This window comes from Dysgonomonas sp. Shenzhen-Wh21, assembly GCF_043392705.1.
GTDB lineage: Bacteria > Bacteroidota > Bacteroidia > Bacteroidales > Dysgonomonadaceae > Dysgonomonas.
The window spans coordinates 1-20850 of the sequence record NZ_JAIXHZ010000217.1 but is presented as its reverse complement, the minus strand read 5'-3'; the positions used below and the strand labels follow the sequence as shown (position 1 = coordinate 20850).

The 20850-nt window shown below is 36.1% G+C and carries 16 protein-coding genes and 1 pseudogene; 5 read left to right on the top strand and 12 right to left on the bottom strand.

From position 1 onward, the window contains the following. Positions 1 to 377: 377 nt before the first annotated feature. Complete coding sequence (locus tag LDB17_RS14590) at positions 378 to 1184, top strand: hypothetical protein (RefSeq protein ID WP_252638183.1); 807 nt, start codon at positions 378 to 380, stop codon at positions 1182 to 1184. Positions 1185 to 1268: 84 nt separating this feature from the next. Here the strand turns inward: LDB17_RS14590 and LDB17_RS14585 are convergent, their stop codons facing one another. Both LDB17_RS14585 and LDB17_RS14580 read right to left on the bottom strand, forming a co-directional pair. Then, entirely contained in the window at positions 1269 to 2612 is a 1344-nt protein-coding gene (locus LDB17_RS14585) for a TIGR00341 family protein (protein ID WP_252638182.1), read from the bottom strand. A gap of 213 nt (positions 2613 to 2825) precedes the next feature. Then, complete coding sequence (locus tag LDB17_RS14580) at positions 2826 to 4196, bottom strand: metallophosphoesterase (RefSeq protein WP_252638181.1); 1371 nt, start codon at positions 4194 to 4196, stop codon at positions 2826 to 2828. 612 nt (positions 4197 to 4808) lie between these two features. Between LDB17_RS14580 and LDB17_RS14575 the strand changes: the two genes are divergently transcribed. Next, entirely contained in the window at positions 4809 to 5948 is a 1140-nt protein-coding gene (locus LDB17_RS14575) for an AraC family transcriptional regulator (RefSeq protein ID WP_252638180.1), read from the top strand. Between the two features lie 85 nt (positions 5949 to 6033). Here the strand turns inward: LDB17_RS14575 and LDB17_RS14570 are convergent, their stop codons facing one another. The 9 genes from LDB17_RS14570 to LDB17_RS14530 all read right to left on the bottom strand — a co-directional run bounded on the left by LDB17_RS14570 (position 6034) and on the right by LDB17_RS14530 (position 15890). Further along, on the bottom strand, positions 6034 to 6987 hold the full coding sequence (locus LDB17_RS14570; protein ID WP_252638179.1) for an N-acetylornithine carbamoyltransferase: 954 nt from the start codon (positions 6985 to 6987) through the stop codon (positions 6034 to 6036). Between the two features lie 46 nt (positions 6988 to 7033). Next, complete coding sequence (locus LDB17_RS14565; protein WP_252638178.1) at positions 7034 to 7216, bottom strand: hypothetical protein; 183 nt, start codon at positions 7214 to 7216, stop codon at positions 7034 to 7036. A 16-nt stretch (positions 7217 to 7232) separates the two neighbouring features. Continuing rightward, a complete protein-coding gene (locus LDB17_RS14560; protein ID WP_252638177.1) occupies positions 7233 to 8153 on the bottom strand; it encodes an acyltransferase in 921 nt (306 codons plus the stop codon). 30 nt (positions 8154 to 8183) lie between these two features. Next, entirely contained in the window at positions 8184 to 9437 is a 1254-nt protein-coding gene (locus tag LDB17_RS14555) for a glutamate-5-semialdehyde dehydrogenase (RefSeq protein WP_252638176.1), read from the bottom strand. Positions 9438 to 9439: 2 nt separating this feature from the next. Further along, positions 9440 to 10516 (bottom strand): glutamate 5-kinase, encoded by a 1077-nt coding sequence (gene proB / locus LDB17_RS14550; protein ID WP_252638175.1) that lies wholly within the window; start codon positions 10514 to 10516, stop codon positions 9440 to 9442. Between the two features lie 283 nt (positions 10517 to 10799). After that, the gene (gene rimM, locus LDB17_RS14545) at positions 10800 to 11318 is read right to left on the bottom strand and encodes a ribosome maturation factor RimM (RefSeq protein ID WP_252638174.1); all 519 of its coding nucleotides are present in this window, start codon (positions 11316 to 11318) and stop codon (positions 10800 to 10802) included. 13 nt (positions 11319 to 11331) lie between these two features. Then, a complete protein-coding gene (locus LDB17_RS14540) occupies positions 11332 to 11943 on the bottom strand; it encodes a DUF4290 domain-containing protein (protein ID WP_252638173.1) in 612 nt (203 codons plus the stop codon). Between the two features lie 92 nt (positions 11944 to 12035). Further along, positions 12036 to 13763 carry a S41 family peptidase gene (locus LDB17_RS14535; protein WP_252638172.1) on the bottom strand — a complete coding sequence of 576 codons (1728 nt, stop codon included), beginning with the start codon at positions 13761 to 13763 and terminating at the stop codon, positions 12036 to 12038. A 798-nt stretch (positions 13764 to 14561) separates the two neighbouring features. Further along, complete coding sequence (locus LDB17_RS14530; RefSeq protein WP_252638171.1) at positions 14562 to 15890, bottom strand: deoxyguanosinetriphosphate triphosphohydrolase; 1329 nt, start codon at positions 15888 to 15890, stop codon at positions 14562 to 14564. Between the two features lie 187 nt (positions 15891 to 16077). Between LDB17_RS14530 and LDB17_RS14525 the strand changes: the two genes are divergently transcribed. The 3 genes from LDB17_RS14525 (at position 16078) to LDB17_RS14515 (ending at position 20395) form a co-directional block, all read left to right on the top strand. Continuing rightward, positions 16078 to 17061 carry a cation diffusion facilitator family transporter gene (locus LDB17_RS14525; RefSeq protein ID WP_252638170.1) on the top strand — a complete coding sequence of 328 codons (984 nt, stop codon included), beginning with the start codon at positions 16078 to 16080 and terminating at the stop codon, positions 17059 to 17061. Positions 17062 to 17213: 152 nt separating this feature from the next. Then, positions 17214 to 18629, top strand: coding sequence for a DHA2 family efflux MFS transporter permease subunit (locus tag LDB17_RS14520; RefSeq protein ID WP_252638169.1), 1416 nt, complete (start codon positions 17214 to 17216; stop codon positions 18627 to 18629). 197 nt (positions 18630 to 18826) lie between these two features. Next, positions 18827 to 20395: an NAD(P)/FAD-dependent oxidoreductase gene (locus tag LDB17_RS14515; RefSeq protein ID WP_252638167.1), complete on the top strand. Its 1569-nt coding sequence runs from the start codon at positions 18827 to 18829 to the stop codon at positions 20393 to 20395. Between the two features lie 5 nt (positions 20396 to 20400). Here the strand turns inward: LDB17_RS14515 and LDB17_RS14510 are convergent. Beyond that, positions 20401 to 20850 (bottom strand): annotated as a pseudogene (locus LDB17_RS14510) (hypothetical protein); the annotation flags it as partial.

Sequence of the window (20850 nt, the reverse complement as noted above, 5' to 3'; positions counted from 1 at the left end):
ATATCAAAATAATCGAATAGCCAATCGGGTAAAAAGGCCCGTAAAACTTCTGTTGAATCCAATCTTTTTTTACAAAGATAGAAATTTTGAGAAGTTATCAACCGACTTTTAGACTTGAGCCAGAATAGGATGACAGACGACAGAAAGTGCCGTATGTTTATTCTCAGATATTTTTTTAGTGTAAGGATCTGAATTTCTGAATTACTAGAGTTGAGCTACGAATAATTTGTTGTAAAAATAAAATAATAGTTTTCCTCAGATAAAATAGATTAGTATTTTTACATATTACTCTATTAATAATTTGGACTATGAGGAAAGTTATTATTATGTTTTTACTGTGCTCATCCTTTAACTATTCATATTCTCAGTTTAATATATTGGAAGAAGCATACAAAAAAAAGTCAGAAAAGAAGCTTGAAGATTTCTTTGATCATTGGCGAAAAGATATTTTGCCAATTTCAGATAAAGAATATCAAGCCTTATTGACTACAGAGAAAGCTGTATATGATGTGTTTTATGCTTTTTATAATCCAATAGACTTGCAAAGAATTGGAAGTTCTGAGTGGGGAGATACTATATATCAGAACACAAAATATATAATCATTCAGCATAATCTTCAGTATAGAGTTCAAAATAAAGTATTTTATACTGAAGACGAGAAAATAATAATTTACAAAAAGCTATTGAAAAAGGAAGGACAAGATGGTATTGACAGTTTAAATTTACAAAAGATACCTGCTTTTGCAGAAGAAAGATTAATGAAAGAATTATTAGAGAAAGATATCATAAGCACTGATACTATTACTAATTTTAGACCGAATATTTCTTTTAGAGGTAAAGAAGTTGTATATCTAAGTCCTTCATACAATATAGAATTAACAACGTTTTTAGGTACTCGTATTAAGAAGAATAAAGAAGCTCTTAATTATTTATATTATTTGTCGGACAAAGAGGTAGCTAAAAGACAATGTTTTCTTGAAAAAAAGATAAAAATATGGAGAGGGCACTGGGGAGCATATTGGCAACTTTTGACATACCCACAAGTGTATACTATAGTCTTTGATAAAGAAATGAACTATGCTAAATTATTCTTTAGGCTTGCTTATCAAGGAGGAGAGGCTTATCTGAAAAAAGAGAATGGTAGATGGAATCTAATATCTTCTAAATTAACATGGATAGAATAATAATAGCGATAGATACTTTCTATTGTATAAAAATATAGATAATATTGAAAACCAATATAATCTAGAAAATAATATGATTAATGACTACTTTCCTATATCAAAATATACCTTGACCTCTTTTTTATTTAATCTTTTCATTAGCCAATTCTTTATCTTTTCCTGTTCATTTTTCGAAAGAGTGTTCTTCGATGTAATCATAAATATACCTGTTTTCTCGCGAGATAAAGTATCGCTTTGTTGATAAATATACGCATCAGAATATGAACAACTCTGTATCTGGGGATATAGAGGAGCCAATTCAGACAATAATTGCTTCCCTATAAAATATTGATTCTGTACACTATCTATTTTCTGTCTATAACCTGTAACTTCCAAATTAAGAAGGGCTATTTGCTGTCTTAACCTTTCTTCTTCCGATTGTGCTTTCAAGCGATCTTTAGCCATGTCGTTGTCTATAGCCAGTCCTTGCTCAATTGTTATTTTAGCATCAATTAAAGAGAATAAATTTGCCTGATCAATAATAGCTTTTTTATCGTCTTCCGTCAATGATGATCCGCCGTATACTAAATTTATTTCTTTTTTATTGGCACTAATCTCATTGTTGAGCAGGTAATTTCCTTTATATATTCCAACGTAACGTGTATATTTTTCTGCATTTGCCCTGAACTTCTCATTCTGAGACATGCGATAGCCTAAATAGATGCTCGGTAATATGATTATGATTAGAATGATAGATAATGCTTGATTGATACGCTTCTTTCTTGTTTCACTAATACTGATATCTCTGATTGGAAATTTCAGCATTTGAGAGATCAAAACCGAAGCATATGCAATACAAACTGTATTGATGGTAAATAAATAAAATGCACCATAGAAGAAAGAAAACTGAAAAGTAGCTAAGCCATATCCTGCTGTGCAGAGGGGTGGCATTAAGGCTGTTGCAATAGCTACGCCGGGGATGACATTTCCTTTTTGCTTACTGCTGATTGCTATTATACCTGCAAATCCACCAAATAGAGCAATCAATACATCGTAAATAGTCGGGCTGGTACGGGCTAGCAATTCGGAGTGGGCTGTATGAACAGGTGTAATCGTAAAATATATAGTTGATGCTATGATACTCGCTAATACTGCAAATCCAAAGTTTTTTAAAGATTGGCGAAGCAGACCAAAGTCGTGAATCGCAATGCTATAGCCCATTCCGTTAATCGGTCCCATCAATGGAGAGATAAGCATGGCTCCTATTATTACTGCCGTTGAATTGGTATTAAGCCCCACTGATGCTATAATAATAGCACAAACTAATATCCAAATGTTGGTTCCCTTGAAAGAAATTCCTTGTGTTATGGAATTGTGGATTTCTTCAAAATCTTCTGTTTGCTTTTGTAAGCTGACATAGGTCAGTATCTTTCTAATTGAATTGTACATAATGCATATTATTAGATTTTACATCTTATCACCCAATTTTATTTTTACCGAAAAGATACTTCTTTTTTGATTAATTATATATTTTTTAACCCTAATTTTTTATTCCGGTTTTATATTCTTTATTTATTACAAAGAATTAAATATTAGTCCCGATGACATTTTTCTTTTGAGAGAAATTGCCATCGGGACAATAGAACTTTAAGATCGAGGATATTATAAATCTATTTCTTTTTTATCATTTAAGACATGCTTTCCATAACGATATTGGTACAATCCCACTTCTATTTTTGTTTTGTCAGATTTCACAGGAGCAATCAATATAAAGTTCATCTTTTTCGTATCTTGGTCAATCACTTCGTTTTTGTCTCGGGTCTTTTGGTCTTCCCATGTTCCCGAATTTGCATATATACAAGGTTGCTTGTCGAGATTAGTATAAGACTTTATCATCGGTATATGAGTGTGTCCAAAGATGACAATACGAACGTTAGATAGAGCATTGCTAAAATACTGTACATCTGCTTGCTTGTCGATAAATTCTGTTCTCAGACTACCTACTATTGCTTCGTCGATATTTGTCATAACAATAGCATTGTTGTATCTCAACCGACGATTCCAATTGGCCTGTGTAAACAAATTATTGTATAGTTTCATTTGGATACTTCCATCAGTTGAGCTGTTATATGGCAGAATGTCGTTTATCGAATAAGCCTTTGTGTAGTTCCCTACATTTGTTGTGATAATAGGGTCACTGAAATTGTCCTTCACATAAATAAGCCCTTCCATTACTTCCTTCCACAGGTTATAATAAATGAATTTACTTTCTTGTTCGGCATTACCTGGGTTATTTTGTACTACTTCAGGAACTTTGGTTGCTGCTTCAGGAGTAGTGGGATCGGTAAACGAGTTGGCTGCAATACGAGCAAAGAAATAACCCGGAGGTAAAGTTGCACCCGGAGCTTCGCTCTCATTAGCATTTGGTGTTATCGCATTAAAGAAATCGTACCGATGGCTGTGCTCTATCGCTATCTGAGGATAACCTTCGGGATGATAAGTCCCTATTCCATATTTAGCTCCTGCATCGCGAGCTTGGTTCACTCCCGGCATTGCAATATCGATATTCTCGGCTGTGAATCCCATGTCGTGATTACCCGGAATATAGGTGAGTTTTATCTTACCATCTTTAATTATTCCGTTCAAAATATCAAAAACATTCTTATTTGCTGCTACAGACTTTCTTATAAAGTCGGCCTGCGAACCACCACCATAAGGATTTACACGTGTAGGAATATACCATTCGTCCAGTATATCGCCATTAAGAACAAGTTCTTTGATAGTCGTTGACGACCTTACTTCAGTTAAGAATTCTTCTAAACGTTTGAGGTGTTTCACATTTTCTGAGTAAGACAAATCATTTCCTAGATGCAAGTCGCTAATAACGACAATCTTGTTTCGTCCGTTGATATTCCCGTTGCTGATACTGTCAAATGGATTTGAGGTAATCTCTTCGTCAGTATTATTGCATGAAACCAAACTAAAGGGAAAGGTTGCAGCAATAAGTAAAAGTAAATAATAAATTTTTTTCATCGTATAATAAGTATTAGTGATAAATTTTTTAAGCAGTTTAATTCATTCGGGTGTTTTCTAATATCGATTCTCTCTAATTTAAGTATTGCTGGTATACCGAATATATGCTATTATTGCCAGGGAGTAGCAACACACAATTGGATATACAAATCTATGCAATATCAGAACTTGCGATGTTTCATATTTACAAAACCGCTGTCTTATATTTACAAATGTTATAGTTTAATTTTGTTGATTGGCAATATGAAAATTCCTTAAAGAGCTCTGTATTTAGACAATATTAAATTTATATGTCTTACAGGAAGCTATTTTATAAAAATTACAGTTAAAGATATATCCGATAACATATTTTGTGTTTTTAACGAAATTTCCCTTTCAATATCCTATAATTATTGCCTTTGTGGGCATGAAAAGTTAAAATTAAAACTTACTTTTGCAGAAGAAAGGTCCAAAAAGTATTTTGAAGACGAGACTATTTAATTTACCAGACCTGTAATATTTCAAATTTGCTTACATTATTAGGATTTCTTTTTTACAGTTAAAGTGAAAAACAAGTAAATGAATGTAACTTCATTCATATCATTCTCTTATTACATTTAATTATTACGCATAATGCAATATCTATATATAGCTACAGTCTTTGCTGGTGCGCTTGTATGTTTGCTTGCCTCGCTATTGTTAGTTGTTCGCCGTAAGACCGGAGAACGTTCTCGTGTAATTCTTGCGGTCATAGTCTTTTTCTCTGTTTTTAATTATATTCCACGTTTTATTGCGCTTTGCAACGGGGTAGTTCCCGATTTCGTAGTTTCTGCAAAATTATTGTTGGTGGCAAACTTTATGGTTGTATCTTACATTATGTATCCTATAGAGGTGATTGCTCCCGGCTGTTTAAATTTTTGGCGGATAATAAAGCTATATTCTCTTTGGCTGTTTTTGCTGGGTGTTTATCTTGTTACCTCCCGCACCGGTATGCACTATACTCCATATAATACGCTTCTGGAAATGTTGCCCGATGCTCACCGATTTGAGGTCTGGTTTCGTCTTTTACTTGCATTGTTGATATTTCTCCCGGGACTGTTTGTCTTTTTTGTTCATCGTACAAGACGCTACAATAACACCGATTATATTTGGTTGAAGAAATACTCGATTACACTTTTTATAAATATTCTGGCATATGTTCTGATCTTGATGTTTAATCACCCTATAATGAATATTTCGTACTATTATATTAGTGTCGGGTGTAGTCTCTATATTGTTTACATGGAGCTGTTCGATCGTCTGATCGGAAAATCAGTTCTTGAGAAAAATACTGAAGAAAAAGGTGTACATCCTGAAGAAGCTACAGTAGAAGATGTGCAGTCATCCTCATGTCCTGAGCAAAAAAATACGATCTTGATTGATAGATTAGATGCATATATGAAGAATAAATATGCATGGCGAGATCCTTATTTATCTCTTAATATGTTAGCCTCAGAACTTTTTACGAATCGTACAACTCTGGCGCAAGTTATGCGCGAAAATGGCTACGAAAGCTATACACACTATATTAATAAACTGCGCATTGAGGATTTCTTGCAACAAATAGAATCAGGGCAATATGTTAATTATCAAGAAGCTTTCTTTTTTGTCGGATTTCGTTCGCGTAGCACCGCTTTACGTAATTTCAGACAACTAACAGGAATGATTCCTTCCGAGTATTTTCAAAAGAAAAATATTCAGATAAACGAAGGTAATGTGATCCATCATTACTGATTTTCACGTGTTAAAAATATAAGGAAGTGTTTTTCAATTAAATGAATAACACTTCCTTATATTTTTTTATAATAAATTTATTCTATTACAAGCTCTCAAGCATTCTTTTTATAACGGTCTGTGCTGATATCTCACGGTTCGCCGCCTCTTGAATAACAATAGACTGAGGGCTTTCTATAACATCGTCACTTACAATCATATTACGGCGTACAGGTAGGCAATGCATAAAATAAGCATTGTTAGTAAGTGCCATTTTCTCACTGGTTACTGTCCACGACATATCTTTGCTTAGTATCTTTCCATAATTCGGATCGGTATACGCAGCCCAGTTTTTAGCATATACAAAGTCAGCTCCGGCCAGCGCCTTATCCTGATCGTATTCAACTTTAGCACCACGTACAAATTTAGAGTCTAACTCATAGCCTTCAGGGTGAGTGATAACAAAATCAACATCTGCCTCGTTCATGAAATCGGCGAAAGAGTTAGGGACAGCCTGTGGCAATGCCTTGGGGTGTGGAGCCCATGTTAAAACGACTTTTGGACGAGCTGTTTTCTTATATTCTTCGATTGTAATTAGGTCGGCAAATGCTTGTAGTGGATGACCTGTAGCAGCTTCCATACTGAAGACAGGTTTTCCCGAATATTTTATAAACTGATTGAGAATCTTTTCTTGATAATCATCTTCTTTATTCTCGAACTGCGCAAAAGCACGCACACCAATGATATCACAATAACTGCCCATTACAGGAATTGCCTCTAATATATGCTCCGATTTGTCACCATCCATAATCACGCCTCGTTCTGTTTCCAGCTTCCACGCTCCTTGATTAATATCAAGTACCATCGTGTTCATACCCAGATTCATTCCGGCTTTTTGTGTACTTAGGCGGGTGCGTAAGCTTGAGTTGAAGAAAACCATTAGCAGGGTTTTGTTTTCTCCAAGCTTCTTATAAGCAAAACGATTTTTCTTTATTTCCAGAGCTTCCTTTATTGCAGCATTTAGGTTGCCCAAATCTTTTACATTGGTATAAGTTTTCATTATGTTGTTTGTTATTGTATTCAAATTAAAGGTACAAAGTTAAATCTTATTCTTTGGATATATCTCTTTTTTCTCTTTTTCTGTCGTATACCTTTTTGCTCTTATGCACATTTGCTGTACGTCGCCACCCCGGCGATTGAGATAATTCATCTTCCCGGTCTGCTTTTTTTACAGCTTTTATATAATCCTTTATAGATATTTTACCTGCTGTTTTCTTCTTTTTCTTCATGACAAGAATTTAACTGTTATAGAAATATTTTTATCCGCTTGTTTATGTATATGATAAAAACGGATAAAATAATTGATAAAAATAGAATAACTCCGAAACGGATGATTGTATAAGGCATGCTTATATCCCATAGCTTAATAATGACAAAGTAATGAATAAAATATATTGCAGAGCCTAATGAACCTAAATAAGTAAGATATGTATTAGGCATTCTATAGCTCGAATGCTTAAATACAAATATTATTAAAGCAGGACAACAAACAATGAGCGACAGGTAGGTATCTCGTACAAGACACATATCTCTGGCACATGAAGATTCAATACATAATGTGATAAGGCTTAATACAATGAGAGCCACCAAGGTGGTATCTCTTGATTTAAAAATTAAGTTTTGTGTATGAATATAATAACCTAAAAAAATAAAAGGAAATCCAACAAAAAAGCCATTTCTTACGATGTGTATATTTCCCTCTCTCAATGGTTCGCAGAAGACACCAATTGAGAAAATGAGAATCGCCAAGACTAGAAGAACAGTATCATTCTTTATAAATTTCTTTGCGATATATAGTAAGAGAGTTCCATAGACCAGAGCGATTACATACCATAAATGTAATATGCCTAAAGTGATATATTCGAGGAAGAGCGAGGCTGTAATGGGTGGCTGATCTATATTCAATAGTATGTAAAAAGCCGACCATACGGCATATATTATCAATAGATGTCGGATATACTTTTTTAAGGCTTTCGAATTATCAATTTTTTTTGCAAGGTAATATCCGTTTATAACAAAGAAACAAGGTACTGCAATCCGTGCGATACCTTGCGATATTAGCCAGTTGAGCAAAGGGTATGTAGCTGATAATGGGCCTATGTGTATTGTTATTACCAATATACTTAGAAATACCTTGAAATAATCGAGTGTAAAGTTTCTTTCCATTATCGGTACTAAATCAAAGCCTAATATCTCTTATGACCTGGTTTGTCCATTACCATCTATCAGCCATTTATAGGTGCATAACTCCTCTAATGCCATAGGCCCTCGGGCATGCATCTTTTGAGTACTGATACCTATTTCTGCTCCCAGTCCGAATTGTGCTCCATCGGTAAATGCCGTAGATGCATTGGAATAGACACAAGCTGCATCTACCATTTTTTCAAAAAGCTTGATAGCTTCAGCATCCTCACTGATGATGGCTTCACTGTGTTTCGAGCTATATTTGGATATATGGTTGATTGCTTCTTCTATATCTGTTACTGTTTTGATAGACATCTTATAGTCGAGAAACTCTGTGCCGAAACTTTTTTCGTCAGCCTTCTTTAATTGGTCGTACGAGTAGTATGAGAACAGTGCTTCGTATGCATGTTTATCTGCATAGATAATAACGTCTTTCTTGTCAAGGTCTTCGCACAGATAGTGTAAGTCATCGAGTCTTTCTCTATCTATAACAAGGCAATCGAGGGAATTGCAGACACTCACTTTTCTGATTTTAGCATTGGTAATAATATCCTTTCCTTTCCTGACATCCCCATCTTTATGGAAATATGTGTGACAAACACCTGCACCTGTTTCTATCACAGGAATTCGAGAATTCTCACGAACATAGTTTATCAGCTCTTGCCCGCCACGAGGTATAATAAGGTCTACATAGTTGCGGGCATTCATTAATGCTTCTGTTGCAGTCCTGTCGTTAGGCAATAGTGTACAGACATTCGGATTGATTCCATTTGCGTCCAATACGTTTCTTATCAAATCAATTATGGCTTCATTCGAAAAACGAGCGTCAGAGCCGCCTTTTAGTATGCAGGCATTTCCAGATTTGAGACAAAGCGAGAATACGTCGAAACTGACATTCGGACGTGCCTCGTATATGATACCTATCACTCCGAAAGGCACAGTCACCTTTGATAGGTTCAGTCCGTTGGGCAGTGTTTTCTGCATTAGGGCTTTTCCTACAGGGGAGGGGAGTGATGCTACATTGCGGATATCTTTCACAATATCCATTATCCGTTGCTCATCGAGTAGCAAGCGGTCGTATTTTGGATTACTTGTATCCATTCTTTGCAAATCTTTCTGATTCTCTGCAAGAATGTAATACATCTTCGATTCGGTTTCTTTTGCAATAGCTTCCAGTATTGCGTTTATTTCTTTTTCTTCCAATAAGTTAAGACTCTTACTAGCCTCTGCAACTAACTGGAACGTATTCTGGTGATAATCGTCCATTTTTATTTTTCAATATATAAATAGTCGTAATGAATTATTGCCTTTTTATTATTTTTCCCTATTACTTCTTTGGCTTTTTCGCTGCTATATGCAGTTTTTCCAATGCCAATCAATTTCCCTTTTTCATCCATGATGCGCACTACATCGTCAGCCTCGAAGTTACCAATAATTTTGGTTACACCAACAGGAAGTAGGCTGACAGCCTTGTCTCCCAAGAGTACCTCTTTAGCATTTGGGTTGACGTATATTTCTCCTTTGGTAAACCCTTCGGAGTGAGCAATCCATTTTTTTATACTTGTTGTTTTCTTTGTAGAGGGGATAAAGTGCGTGGAAATCACATCTTTCCCTTTTATAAGGTCTACAAGTATATTGTCTCTACGCCCGTTGGCTATTATTACTTCAATTCCCTCTTCTGCAGCTTTGCGTGCAATATTATACTTGGTAGTCATTCCACCACGTCCGGTAGATGATTTGGAAGACTGTATACAGTCTTCTATATTGTCTTTTGTAATATCTATCTTCTTAAATATCTCCGATTTAGGATCGGACGGATTGCCATTATATATACCGTCGATATTGCTCAGTATGATTAGTTTTTCGCAGCCCATCATTGTGGCTACCAGTCCCGACATCTCATCATTGTCTGTAAACATAAGTCCGGTAACAGAAATGGCATCGTTCTCGTTGACTATCGGTATGACTTTATTTTCCAACATCACAGACATGCAATTTCGTTGATTAAGATAATGTCGTCTGGTTGAAAAATCTTCTTTCGTCGCTAATATCTGTCCGCAGGTAATATTCTGTTGATGAAACAAGTCTGAGTAACGGTTTATCAACCTTACCTGTCCGATGGAGGAATATAGTTGACGGGCAGAAATCATATCTAACTTAGACTTGACTTTAATCTCTGATTTACCTGATGCTACAGCACCCGATGATACAAGAATAACCTCGACACCACTTTTGTGCAGCTCTGCAATCTGGTCTACCAGTGCAGACATACGTGTGACATCTAATGTCCCGTCTTTTCGGGTTAATATCTGACTTCCTATTTTTACAGTAATACGCTCTTTCATTAGAAGAATATCAAAAAAAACAAAGTTAAAATTTTATTTCAGGTAAAATGATAGATAAAATAGAAAATAGGCGTTAAATTGCTTGCTATCTTTTCTTTTTGTGCTTGTAGTGCCTTAAAATGATTTTGAGTGTTTCTCTAAATGGTTTATATATAGGTAGTTATTTATAAAAGGTGACAAAAGTAACAGTTTTTGACGTTGTTTCTGATGTCACTTTTCTACTACAGCTTTGTACAGCAGACTTTATACTATATATGATAAAATTTATTGAAAAATTGTATGCTTATACCAACCCTTCGGGCAGATTTAGATATAATATTCTTTTTTTAGCATCAATTTTTTCGACAAAGTCCTCTGTTGCAGGTATTATGAGATCTTCATCGTCGTTCTTCACGAGGAATAGTGTGTTAATCGTTTTGTCGTCTATTTCTTCAATCGTTCCTAAATTGCCGGCAATTTTGTCTACTACCGAAAATCCAATAAAGAAGTTCCACGAATAGTCTATATCATCATCCGATTCTTCTTCAAAGTATTTACGAGGAAAAAATACTTCCAGTCCCGACATTTGCATTACCTTTTCTTCACTGTCGACACCCTCAAATGTTATTAAAGCCGTTTCGCTTCCTTTGAACCGATATTCGTCTACAAAAAAAGGTACAAAGATGCCATCTATGCGGCATATCAAGTATGGGCAATCGACCCGGTCGAATATATCGTTCTCAAAAGCAAAACTTATCTCACCTTTTATTCCATGAGGTTTGATAAGTTTCCCTATTTTAAATACTTCGCTATCTTTTATCATAGCTCAGGCTTGTTTATTTTTTCTTTTGTTGGTTGCTTTTTTTTCCACCACCATTGTTGTTGGGCGTATTTCTCTGACCGAGATCCTTCATTTCAGGAAGTTTGATGTTTGAGTTCCTGATATCGATCTTATGACCCGATAAATCATAAAGGTCAAGGAATATTTTGTGATCTTCAACATCTTTGTTCCACTGTATATATGATTTTTTCATATGAGTGGCAACCAGCAAAATGAATTGTTCTTTTTCTTTGGGATCTTCTATCGATACAGCCATCTTAGCCATCTTTTCCAATGTTTTACCATAATGGCGGTATTGCATGTCGGGACGACTATATTCTATTTTTCCGGGCTTGGTGTTCAAGTCTTCTTTCTTAACTACCTCGTAAGGATAATCTATATCCAGCTTAAAGTCGGACATAATAGCCAAGTGATCCCATAAGATGTGCTTGAAATCGTTTACATCACGAAGGTGTGGAAACATATTTCCCATAATGTTTATTATAGTATCTGCACAGCGTTTGCGTTCGTTTCGGTCAGGTATTGCAAGACAATAGTCGACCATATTTTGTATATTCCTTCCATATTCAGGAAGAGTAAGTTTTTTTAACTGAGTGTTATACTCCATTTGTAAATGTAATATATGTATAAATAAAAAGGTAAGTAATTAGATATCCACAAAGGTACGAAATAATTACTTACCTCTATAAATTAATTTTCTTACTTCGCCGTTTCTGCTATTTTTTCGGGAGCAGACAATGTCTTTTTGTACAATTCTGTATTCCCGAGAACTTCTATTGCTTTATCTACGTCAGCATCATGTTTAAGAGAATAAAGTTTCTCCCCACGCTGATAATAATAACGTTTAACAATGGCTGAGTTTATCTGTTTCATTATATCTTCTTTGAAAGTTTCCAAGTCCCGATCAAGGTTCGGGATAAGTTTTGCTTCCAAAGCCTTAAACTCATCATTGGCATATTTCATATAGCCTTCAAACTCCATTACCTCTTTTAGTGAAGCCATTGATTTTTCGCTCATGCGATCGTATTGAAAATCTTTGGATTTAACGAACTTCTTAAAGTCCTCATAGTCTTCGTTAGATATAGAAAACTTTTCAGGCGATTCGATCGATTTATGTCTTACTACCCAATCTGTAACCCAATCGAAAACGATATATTGATTTTCGAGGTAATAGGTGATATTTGGGGTTTTAGGTTCATTCATTACAATATCGGGAGTAACACCTCCGCCGTCTCTTACCTGACGTCCTGCTTGGGTGTAAAATACAGTGGTGAGACTATCTGGTATACGTCCCACACTACCATCAGCATTTCTGTGGGAATAATCTATTGCTTGTACACATCTGCCACTGGGGATGTAGTACTTAGACGAAGTTACTTTTATTCCGCCTCCATAAGGAACTTCACGTGTTACTTGTACCAATCCTTTTCCGAATGTGCGTTCGCCAAGAAGTACAGCCCTATCCATATCCTGTAATGATCCGGCTACAATTTCGGCAGCAGAAGCAGAGCCTCTATTCGTTAAAACGATAATAGGTATTTCTGTATCTATTGGTTCCAATGTCGTGCGGTATGTCCTATCAGTCTGTTTTAGTTTTCCTTTGGTAGACAGCACAACTTTTCCTTTCGGCACAAACATATTTACAATCTGAACCGCTTCTTCCATGATTCCTCCACCATTTTGGCGTACATCGAATATAAGGGATTTAGCGCCTTGTTTCTTTACCTCTAGGAATGCATTTTTTACTTCAGCAGCACTTTTGTCGGTAAAGGTGCTAAAACTTATATATCCTATAGTAGGAGTTACCATACCATAGTATGTAATAGGATCCATAAGAACTTTCTCGCGTACAACCTTGAGCGTTAAAGGTTTTTTCTCGCCTTTGCGTTCTACCTTTACTTCTATTGTTGTTCCCGGTTGCCCTTTTAGGTTATTGCTTACAAAACTGCTCAATGTGCGCCCAAATACCTCTCCGGGTACAGAGTCGCAGGTAGTCATATCTTTTCCGTCTATCTCCAAGATTACGTCCCCCGCTTTCAATCCGGCTTTTGCGGCGGGCTTGTCTCCGTATGGTTCTATAATAGTAACTCGTCCATCCTTGAAAGATACGATGGCTCCAACTCCGGCATATTCACCTGTTATTTGCGTGCTAAACTCTTTCATGTCATCCTCATTGTAGTATTCTGTATAAGGATCAAGTGTGCCTAGCATATTGTCTATACCTGTGCGTATTGTTTTATTTATGTCGAGGCTATCGACATAGAACATATCCATCTCGCGGACTACACTGTTGAATATTTCGATGTTCTTATTTATATCAAAATAGCGTTGTTGCTCTTGGTTCTTTCCCTGATTACTTTGTGCATGGGCAAAAGTAGCCCCCAAAAGTACTGAGAATGTGAAAAATGCAATTAAACGGTTTCTCATTAGACTGTAATTATATAAAATGTTTTGTATTCCATTATTTTACGCAAAGGAAATACTTTTTTTATAAATAAATAAAATTACGATGGTTATATATCTCTTATTTTTAACAAAAAACGTAAAAGTGTAGAAATTTCGGGATAGTGAACTAAATAAATAAACAGATCGTTATATTTCTTTTTGTTTACTTGCTTATTAAAGTAAAATTCAGCGCCTGAGATTTTTCTTTCAATACTTTCACAAGCTCTAGAATGAAAAAGGAGGGACAAACATTGAAGACAAATACAAATGTGAATAGTTTATTACATCTCCGTATATCATCAGGCACTGAATTTAATCTTTATTTTTATTTAATGTGAGTATATTTTTAGTATTACCAATAATTTCTTAGCACAATCCTTCCGGGCAGAATGTTCGTTTTCGTTTTTTTATAATTCATACGTGCAATATAATGACTCTGGGCTACAGAGCTATAGACATCATTAGTTTACGTAACTCCTCATTCCGGGCTTTTCGGATGAATACAACTAAAATTTCATGTTTTACGTGAATATATGACAATATGATACAAAATGCTATATTTCTTATTCTAATAAAATGACATGTTTTATAGCAATGTAATTGATTATTGCTGTAGTTTTTAAAGTTGTATCGTTTGTTGCTACAAATATATTATTTATAATTCATATTGCAATTTTTTATTTGATTTTGCCCTGTTTTATTCTTTTTATTTAATGTAATGGTTTGTTTATTATATGGTTGTGTTGTTGTTAATCTTTATTAACGATAAAATTTGAGATGTTAAACCGTTGGCAAACTCATTCCTGTGATCTTTCTGTACAAGTCGAGCGCATATACGTCTGTCATACCCGATACAAAGTCTAAAACGGCAAGAATTCGTTGATATAATGTTGGTGCGTCTTTTTCATATTGTTCCGGTATACGGCTAAGAATCAATTTTGAATATTTTGCATTCGGTTCTTCCACAGCCGATATAAATGTGTCGAGCAGGAATCCAATGATACGATGTCCGGCCAGCTCTATGTCTACTACATCTTTTGTTTTATATATCTTTTTATAGCTAACGTCTGTAGCTATTTGGTAAGCATTGTTCGGCAATGGAGAAATACATTTTATTAATGGTTTTTCAAACCTGCCATCCAGAATACTCTGTTCGTTTTCCAGAAACACATTCGAGCATTCATCTACAAGTAAACCGATAACGCTTGAACGAAGATATGCAATTTGCTCATTAATATCGCTGACTACGTGCAGCGTTTTCTGCATTTTCTTTTGCTTTTCTTCCGGAAAGAAATTCAAGAAGAGTTCTATTGTTTGCTCAGTTGTTAATAATCCTAATTTGTGAGCATCTTCTAAATCCATTATTTTATAACAAATATCATCGGCAGCCTCTACGAGATATACTAAGGGATGTCTCGCGTATTTTAACGGATCTTCTTGAATGCAGTGCATGCCCAATTCGTTTGCTATTCTTTTGAAATCTTTTTCTTCCGCTTCAAAAAAACCGAATTTGCCGGCTCCGTTTGCAGCGATGGAAGAGTAGGGGTACTTAACGATTGAAGCTAGCATAGAGTAGGTCATAACAAAACCGCCTCTTCGTCTGCCATTAAACTGATGTATAAGCAGACGTATTGAGTTCGCATTGCCTTCAAAGTTTATAAAATCTTCCCAACGTCCACCTTCTTTTATTATTTTCTCTTTTAGCCGCATGCCTTTGTCTTCAGAAAAATAGCTCGTGATGGCTGTTTCACCTGAATGTCCAAAAGGTGGATTACCCAGATCGTGAGCAAGGCAACCGGCAGCAATGATAGAGTTTATTTCTTCGAAATCGGCCGGCGAATTTGGATACTTTTTTCTCAGTTCTTTACCGACAATGACACCTAAAGAGCGCCCTACACAAGAAACCTCGATGCTATGGGTGAGCCTGTTATGCACAAATATACTACCCGGAAGAGGAAAGACCTGTGTTTTGTTTTGTAAACGACGGAAAGGTGCTGAAAAGATTAGTCTGTCATAATCTCTTTGAAAATCAGTTCTATCATGATGTTTGTCATCATGGTATTCTTCCATCCCGAATCGTTTTGCCGAAAGCAGTTGTTGCCAGTTCATACTTTAATTAGTTTGAGAATCAAAGATAAAGTTTTTTCAGTTATTTTAATGTACGAACATAAGTTATAATACTTCTTAAGTCTTAGGATTGTTTTGTTCTGGTTTTAGAAAAAAAAGGTATATTTGAAGTTAAATTCAACCATTTCAGAGGGCTCTTTTAATTAGGCACTTTATCTTAGCTTTAATAATGAAAACAAATCCGGATAAAATAAAACAAAGAGTACAAACTCTTGTTGTTGCTTGTGGTATTGTTCTGATGATAGGCAAATTTACAGCCTACGTTTTGACTAATTCTGTTGGTATTCTTACCGATGCAATGGAAAGTATTGTAAATATAGTTGCCGGTTTTATCAGCCTGTATGCCATACATAAAGCAGCCAAGCCCAAAGATCAGGATCATCCGTTCGGGCATGGTAAGATAGAACTAATATCTGCTTCGATAGAAGGAATATTAATCATTTTGGCAGGAGGGTTGATTATCTATGAAGGTATTGCAAGATTGTTTACCCCATCTGTAATAGAAAAGCTGGATATTGGTATTGTCGTTATTGCTGCTGCGGGTATTGTAAATTATATACTTGGTTATTATAGTATTCATCAGGGGAAAAAATATGATTCTATAGCACTTGTTGCAGGAGGGAAGCATCTCCAATCGGATACATATTCTACGATTGGGCTTGTTGCAGGTTTGTTGATCCTCTATTTCACCGGCTTGGTATGGATTGATAGTGCTCTTGCAATTATTTTTGGTGGAATAATTGTTTTTACAGGAATAGGTATTTTGCGTAAAACGATACAAAATCTGATTGATACGGCAGATATTGTTGCATTGGAGAAAATAACCAAATCGATAAATGAAAATAGAAAGGATGATTGGATTGATATTCACAATCTGAAGGTGTTAAAATCAGGAAGCGATTTTTTTATAGATTGTGATCTCACTCTGCCGTGGTATTATAATATAGATCAGGGACACTCTTCTTGCGAAGAATTAAGATTGAGTCTTATCGAGTTATTCCCTCAGCATACGTTGATATCTATACACTCCGATTCGTGCTTGGAGAAATATTGCTCAGTTTGCCGAGTTAAAGACTGTCCATATAGAAAAGAAGCTTTTAAAGAAATAACACCTTTTACAAAAGAGGCATTGACAACTGCCGAAGAAAGTTAATGGATCATAAATTTATTTTTATTTGTCGCTTTTTATCTGTTGATTATTAGTCTCTTGCGTGTTTAGTATTCTACTCTTTTTATTTACTCCTTAGCTGATAGTTACTAAAAAAACTAACTTTGCATTCGTTTTTACAAAGTAACTCTTCGCCGATGAAAATCGATAAGACCTATACCGTATCCTTAGTTGTTGCCATTGCTTTTTTTATGCAGGGGCTTGATACCACTGCCGTAAATACAGCCATTCCCGCTATGGCTCGGTCTTTCAATACAGATGTTGTACATCTCAGTGCGGGTATTACTTCCTATCTGATTGCATTAGCTATCTTTATTCCTGTAAGTGGTTGGATTGCCGATAGGTATGGCACACGTAGAGTTTTTTGTACATCCATCGTTTTATTTATCACTGCTTCAGCTTTATGTGGTATGTCTCAGACATTGACACAGTTCGTTATATTCAGAATATTTCAAGGTATGGCAGGTGCAATGATGACTCCCGTGGGAAGGCTTGCTGTACTTAAATCGGTAACGAAAGACAAACTGGTAACAGCAATGGCATACATTGTATGGCCTGCGCTTGTCGCGCCTATTTTAGGGCCGGTAGTAGGAGGGTATCTTACTACTTATTGGACTTGGCATTGGATCTTTTATCTAAATATTCCTATTAGCATAATATGTGTGATTCTTGCTTGGCGTTTTATTCCAGAAGAAGAAAAAAGCAACTCTCCTAAGAAACGGTTCGATTTAGTTGGCTTTGTGCTCAGTGGTTCAGCCTTAGTTGGGTTTATGTATGGGGTGGAACTACTTAGCCGCAGGGAAGTGCCGTACTATGTATCTGTACTACTTGTACTGGTTAGTATCTGTTTGCTCCTGTTTAATGTTCGCTATTCGAAACATATATCAAATCCTCTGATAGACTATTCTGTTATACGAATCCCTACCTATAAGGTAACTATATTTACAGGTTCTATTTCTCGTATGGTGATAGGGGTGGCGCCTTATCTTATACCATTGATGTTTCAGGAAGGGTTTGGGTTAAATCCATTCGAATCAGGATCATTGTTTCTGGCTACCATGGCAGGCAATCTGGCAATGAAACCCGCAACTATATGGGTGATGCGTCATTATAATTTCCGTACAGTACTAGTCGTCAATGGTTTTCTAGTCGCTTTATTTTCTTTTTTCACAGCATTGTTGTTGCCAACTACCCCTGTCGTATTGATTGTTGTTGTAATGTTCCTTTCGGGTATGTTTCGTTCCATGCAGTTTAGTGCTATTACAACTTTGGCCTTTGCCGAAATACCACAGCAGCAGATGACTGCGGCTAACACATTATACAGTACCGTGCAACAAATGTCTACAGGAATGGGGATTGCAATGGGAGCAGTATTCCTGAGATTCTCTAATATGATAAACGGATATTCAGAACATTATACTGTTGCAGATTTTCGTTTGGCTTTCATCTTTGTGGCAATACTCGGTATTGTTTCTCTATACGGTTTCACAAAATTAACTCCCGATGCCGGAGATGCTGTTCGTGTGAAAAAAAGATACCGGAACGTAGGTTAAAAATATTTTCATGCAGCTTTTTATTATTTCCAATCGTCTATTATATAGATGTCAATAGCTTTTTATTGTTGTTTAGCGGTAATTGATTTAAAATAAACATTGAAAATGTAACTGAGTAACAAAAGCGCAAGTATCACTATTTGTGCTTTTCTTTATGCTCTAAATATTTTATCTTTGTGCTTCAATTAGAATAAATCATGCAAAAAGATATAGACTTACGCATTACGCCAGAGCAGGCGTCAGATATCGAGAAAGTCAGACGCATCTATTCATCCCAGACAAGTATTCCATTAAGAGATATAAATTCGGTTCGTATTCTTCGCCGTTCTATTGATGCCCGCCAACGAAATATTTTCGTGAACCTCAAGGTAAGAGGCTACATTAATGAAGAACAAAATGATCCGGATTTCCAAACTACTTATTACCCCAATGTAAAACATTGCCCGCAGGCTATTGTTGTAGGAGCAGGGCCAGCAGGTCTGTTTGCGGCATTACGCCTTATAGAGCTGGGTGTTCGCCCCATACTCGTAGAGCGAGGTAAAAATGTTCGTGATCGTAAACGTGATACTGCTCTGATGAATCGTGAACATGTCGTGAATCCAGAGTCCAACTATTGTTTTGGTGAGGGGGGAGCAGGGGCTTATTCGGATGGAAAACTTTATACCCGAAGTAAGAAACGTGGTAATGTAGAAAAAATTCTAAATGTTTTTTGCCAGCATGGTGCTGATGCATCTGTGCTTGTTGATGCACATCCGCATATCGGTACAGATAAACTACCGGGTATAATAGAAAAAATGCGTGTGCAAATCATATTGTCAGGCGGAGAGGTTCACTTCCAAACACGCATGGATAAGCTGATTATAGAAGATGGTAGTGTAAAAGGAATAGAAACTAATACAGGAAAAATTTTTCATGGTCAGGTTATTTTAGCAACAGGACACTCAGCCCGAGATGTTTATTATATGCTATACGACCAGAAAATAAAAATAGAGGCCAAGGGATTAGCTGTTGGATTTAGAGTAGAACATCCCTCTCATCTGATCGATCAAATACAATATCATTGTGAAGAAGGACGAGGAGAATATTTGCCTGCAGCAGAATATAGTTTTGTTGTTCAGGCAGGAGGGCGAGGTGCATACTCATTCTGTATGTGTCCGGGAGGAACAATTGTGCCATCGGCAAGTGGCCCTAGACAGGTTGTAGTGAATGGTATGTCTCCATCTAACCGTGGCTCTCGTTGGTCTAACTCAGGTGTAGTGGTTGAGATTCATCCTGAAGATTTTCCTGAATATGAAAAATATAATGAATTGGCCTTGCTCAAGTTTGTAGAAGATCTGGAAGAATCGGCATGGGTACACGGAGGGAAGAGTCAAGTGGCTCCTGCACAACGATTGTATGATTTTGTAAACGGAAAGAAGAGCTCTACTTTGCCTGAAACATCATATGCTCCAGGAGTTGTGTCTTCTTCGATGCACGAATGGATGCCGAAATTTGTCGCATCTCGCTTGCAAGAAGCCTTCAAAAAAGTGGGGCAGAGCTATAAAGGATATTTGACAAATGATGCAATACTTCTGGCGGTAGAAAGCCGCACATCTTCTCCTGTACGTATTATCCGACACCGTGAAACGATGCAGCATATAGAAATAGAGGGGCTTTACCCATGTGGGGAAGGAGCCGGGTATGCCGGAGGCATTGTCTCTGCAGCAATGGATGGTGAACGATGTGCTGAAGCATTGGCAGAGAAGATGAAAAGCCTAAATTTATGATAAGTTTATTCAGTATGATATTCAAACATAGATGTTTCGGTAATAAAAGGATGATATGTCGTAAATAAATAAGGTCTATCATTTATAGTAAAAGTTGCCTCACGGTCATATGCTTTGCTGTCAGGATAATATGATGCTAAAACCCAATAATTATAAGATGAATCATACTTGTAGATGTTTCTTCCAAGTTGGATGTAGCCATTGCCTTTGTATGTAAAAGCATTCATGCAAGAATAGTATAGTCCAAAAGTATAAGGGTATGAAGCCATTTCGCTCCAAGTGTCAGATTGTATATTGTACTTCCATGTTTTACCATAAGTCGTCAGATATGCAGTGTTATCGGTAACAAATGTAGCTAAAAGGAATATATCTATATCAGAAGGAAAATTGTTTAACTTAGAATATTTTTCATTATCAAAGTCACATAACCATAATTCTTTTCTGTCTGTTATTAT

Bases quoted from the DNA above. Each gene is read 5' to 3' on its own strand.
- LDB17_RS14520 (WP_252638169.1), top strand. From the start codon at position 17,214: ATGAAAATCGATAAGACCTATACCGTATCCTTAGTTGTTGCCATTGCT.
- LDB17_RS14580 (WP_252638181.1), bottom strand. From the start codon at position 4,196: ATGAAAAAAATTTATTATTTACTTTTACTTATTGCTGCAACCTTTCCC.
- proB (WP_252638175.1), bottom strand. From the start codon at position 10,516: ATGAAAGAGCGTATTACTGTAAAAATAGGAAGTCAGATATTAACCCGA.
- rimM (WP_252638174.1), bottom strand. From the start codon at position 11,318: ATGATAAAAGATAGCGAAGTATTTAAAATAGGGAAACTTATCAAACCT.
- LDB17_RS14570 (WP_252638179.1), bottom strand. From the start codon at position 6,987: ATGAAAACTTATACCAATGTAAAAGATTTGGGCAACCTAAATGCTGCA.
- LDB17_RS14515 (WP_252638167.1), top strand. From the start codon at position 18,827: ATGCAAAAAGATATAGACTTACGCATTACGCCAGAGCAGGCGTCAGAT.
- LDB17_RS14565 (WP_252638178.1), bottom strand. From the start codon at position 7,216: ATGAAGAAAAAGAAGAAAACAGCAGGTAAAATATCTATAAAGGATTAT.
- LDB17_RS14555 (WP_252638176.1), bottom strand. From the start codon at position 9,437: ATGGACGATTATCACCAGAATACGTTCCAGTTAGTTGCAGAGGCTAGT.
- LDB17_RS14540 (WP_252638173.1), bottom strand. From the start codon at position 11,943: ATGGAGTATAACACTCAGTTAAAAAAACTTACTCTTCCTGAATATGGA.
- LDB17_RS14530 (WP_252638171.1), bottom strand. From the start codon at position 15,890: ATGAACTGGCAACAACTGCTTTCGGCAAAACGATTCGGGATGGAAGAA.
- LDB17_RS14525 (WP_252638170.1), top strand. From the start codon at position 16,078: ATGAAAACAAATCCGGATAAAATAAAACAAAGAGTACAAACTCTTGTT.
- LDB17_RS14535 (WP_252638172.1), bottom strand. From the start codon at position 13,763: ATGAGAAACCGTTTAATTGCATTTTTCACATTCTCAGTACTTTTGGGG.
- LDB17_RS14585 (WP_252638182.1), bottom strand. From the start codon at position 2,612: ATGTACAATTCAATTAGAAAGATACTGACCTATGTCAGCTTACAAAAG.
- LDB17_RS14560 (WP_252638177.1), bottom strand. From the start codon at position 8,153: ATGGAAAGAAACTTTACACTCGATTATTTCAAGGTATTTCTAAGTATA.
- LDB17_RS14575 (WP_252638180.1), top strand. From the start codon at position 4,809: ATGCAATATCTATATATAGCTACAGTCTTTGCTGGTGCGCTTGTATGT.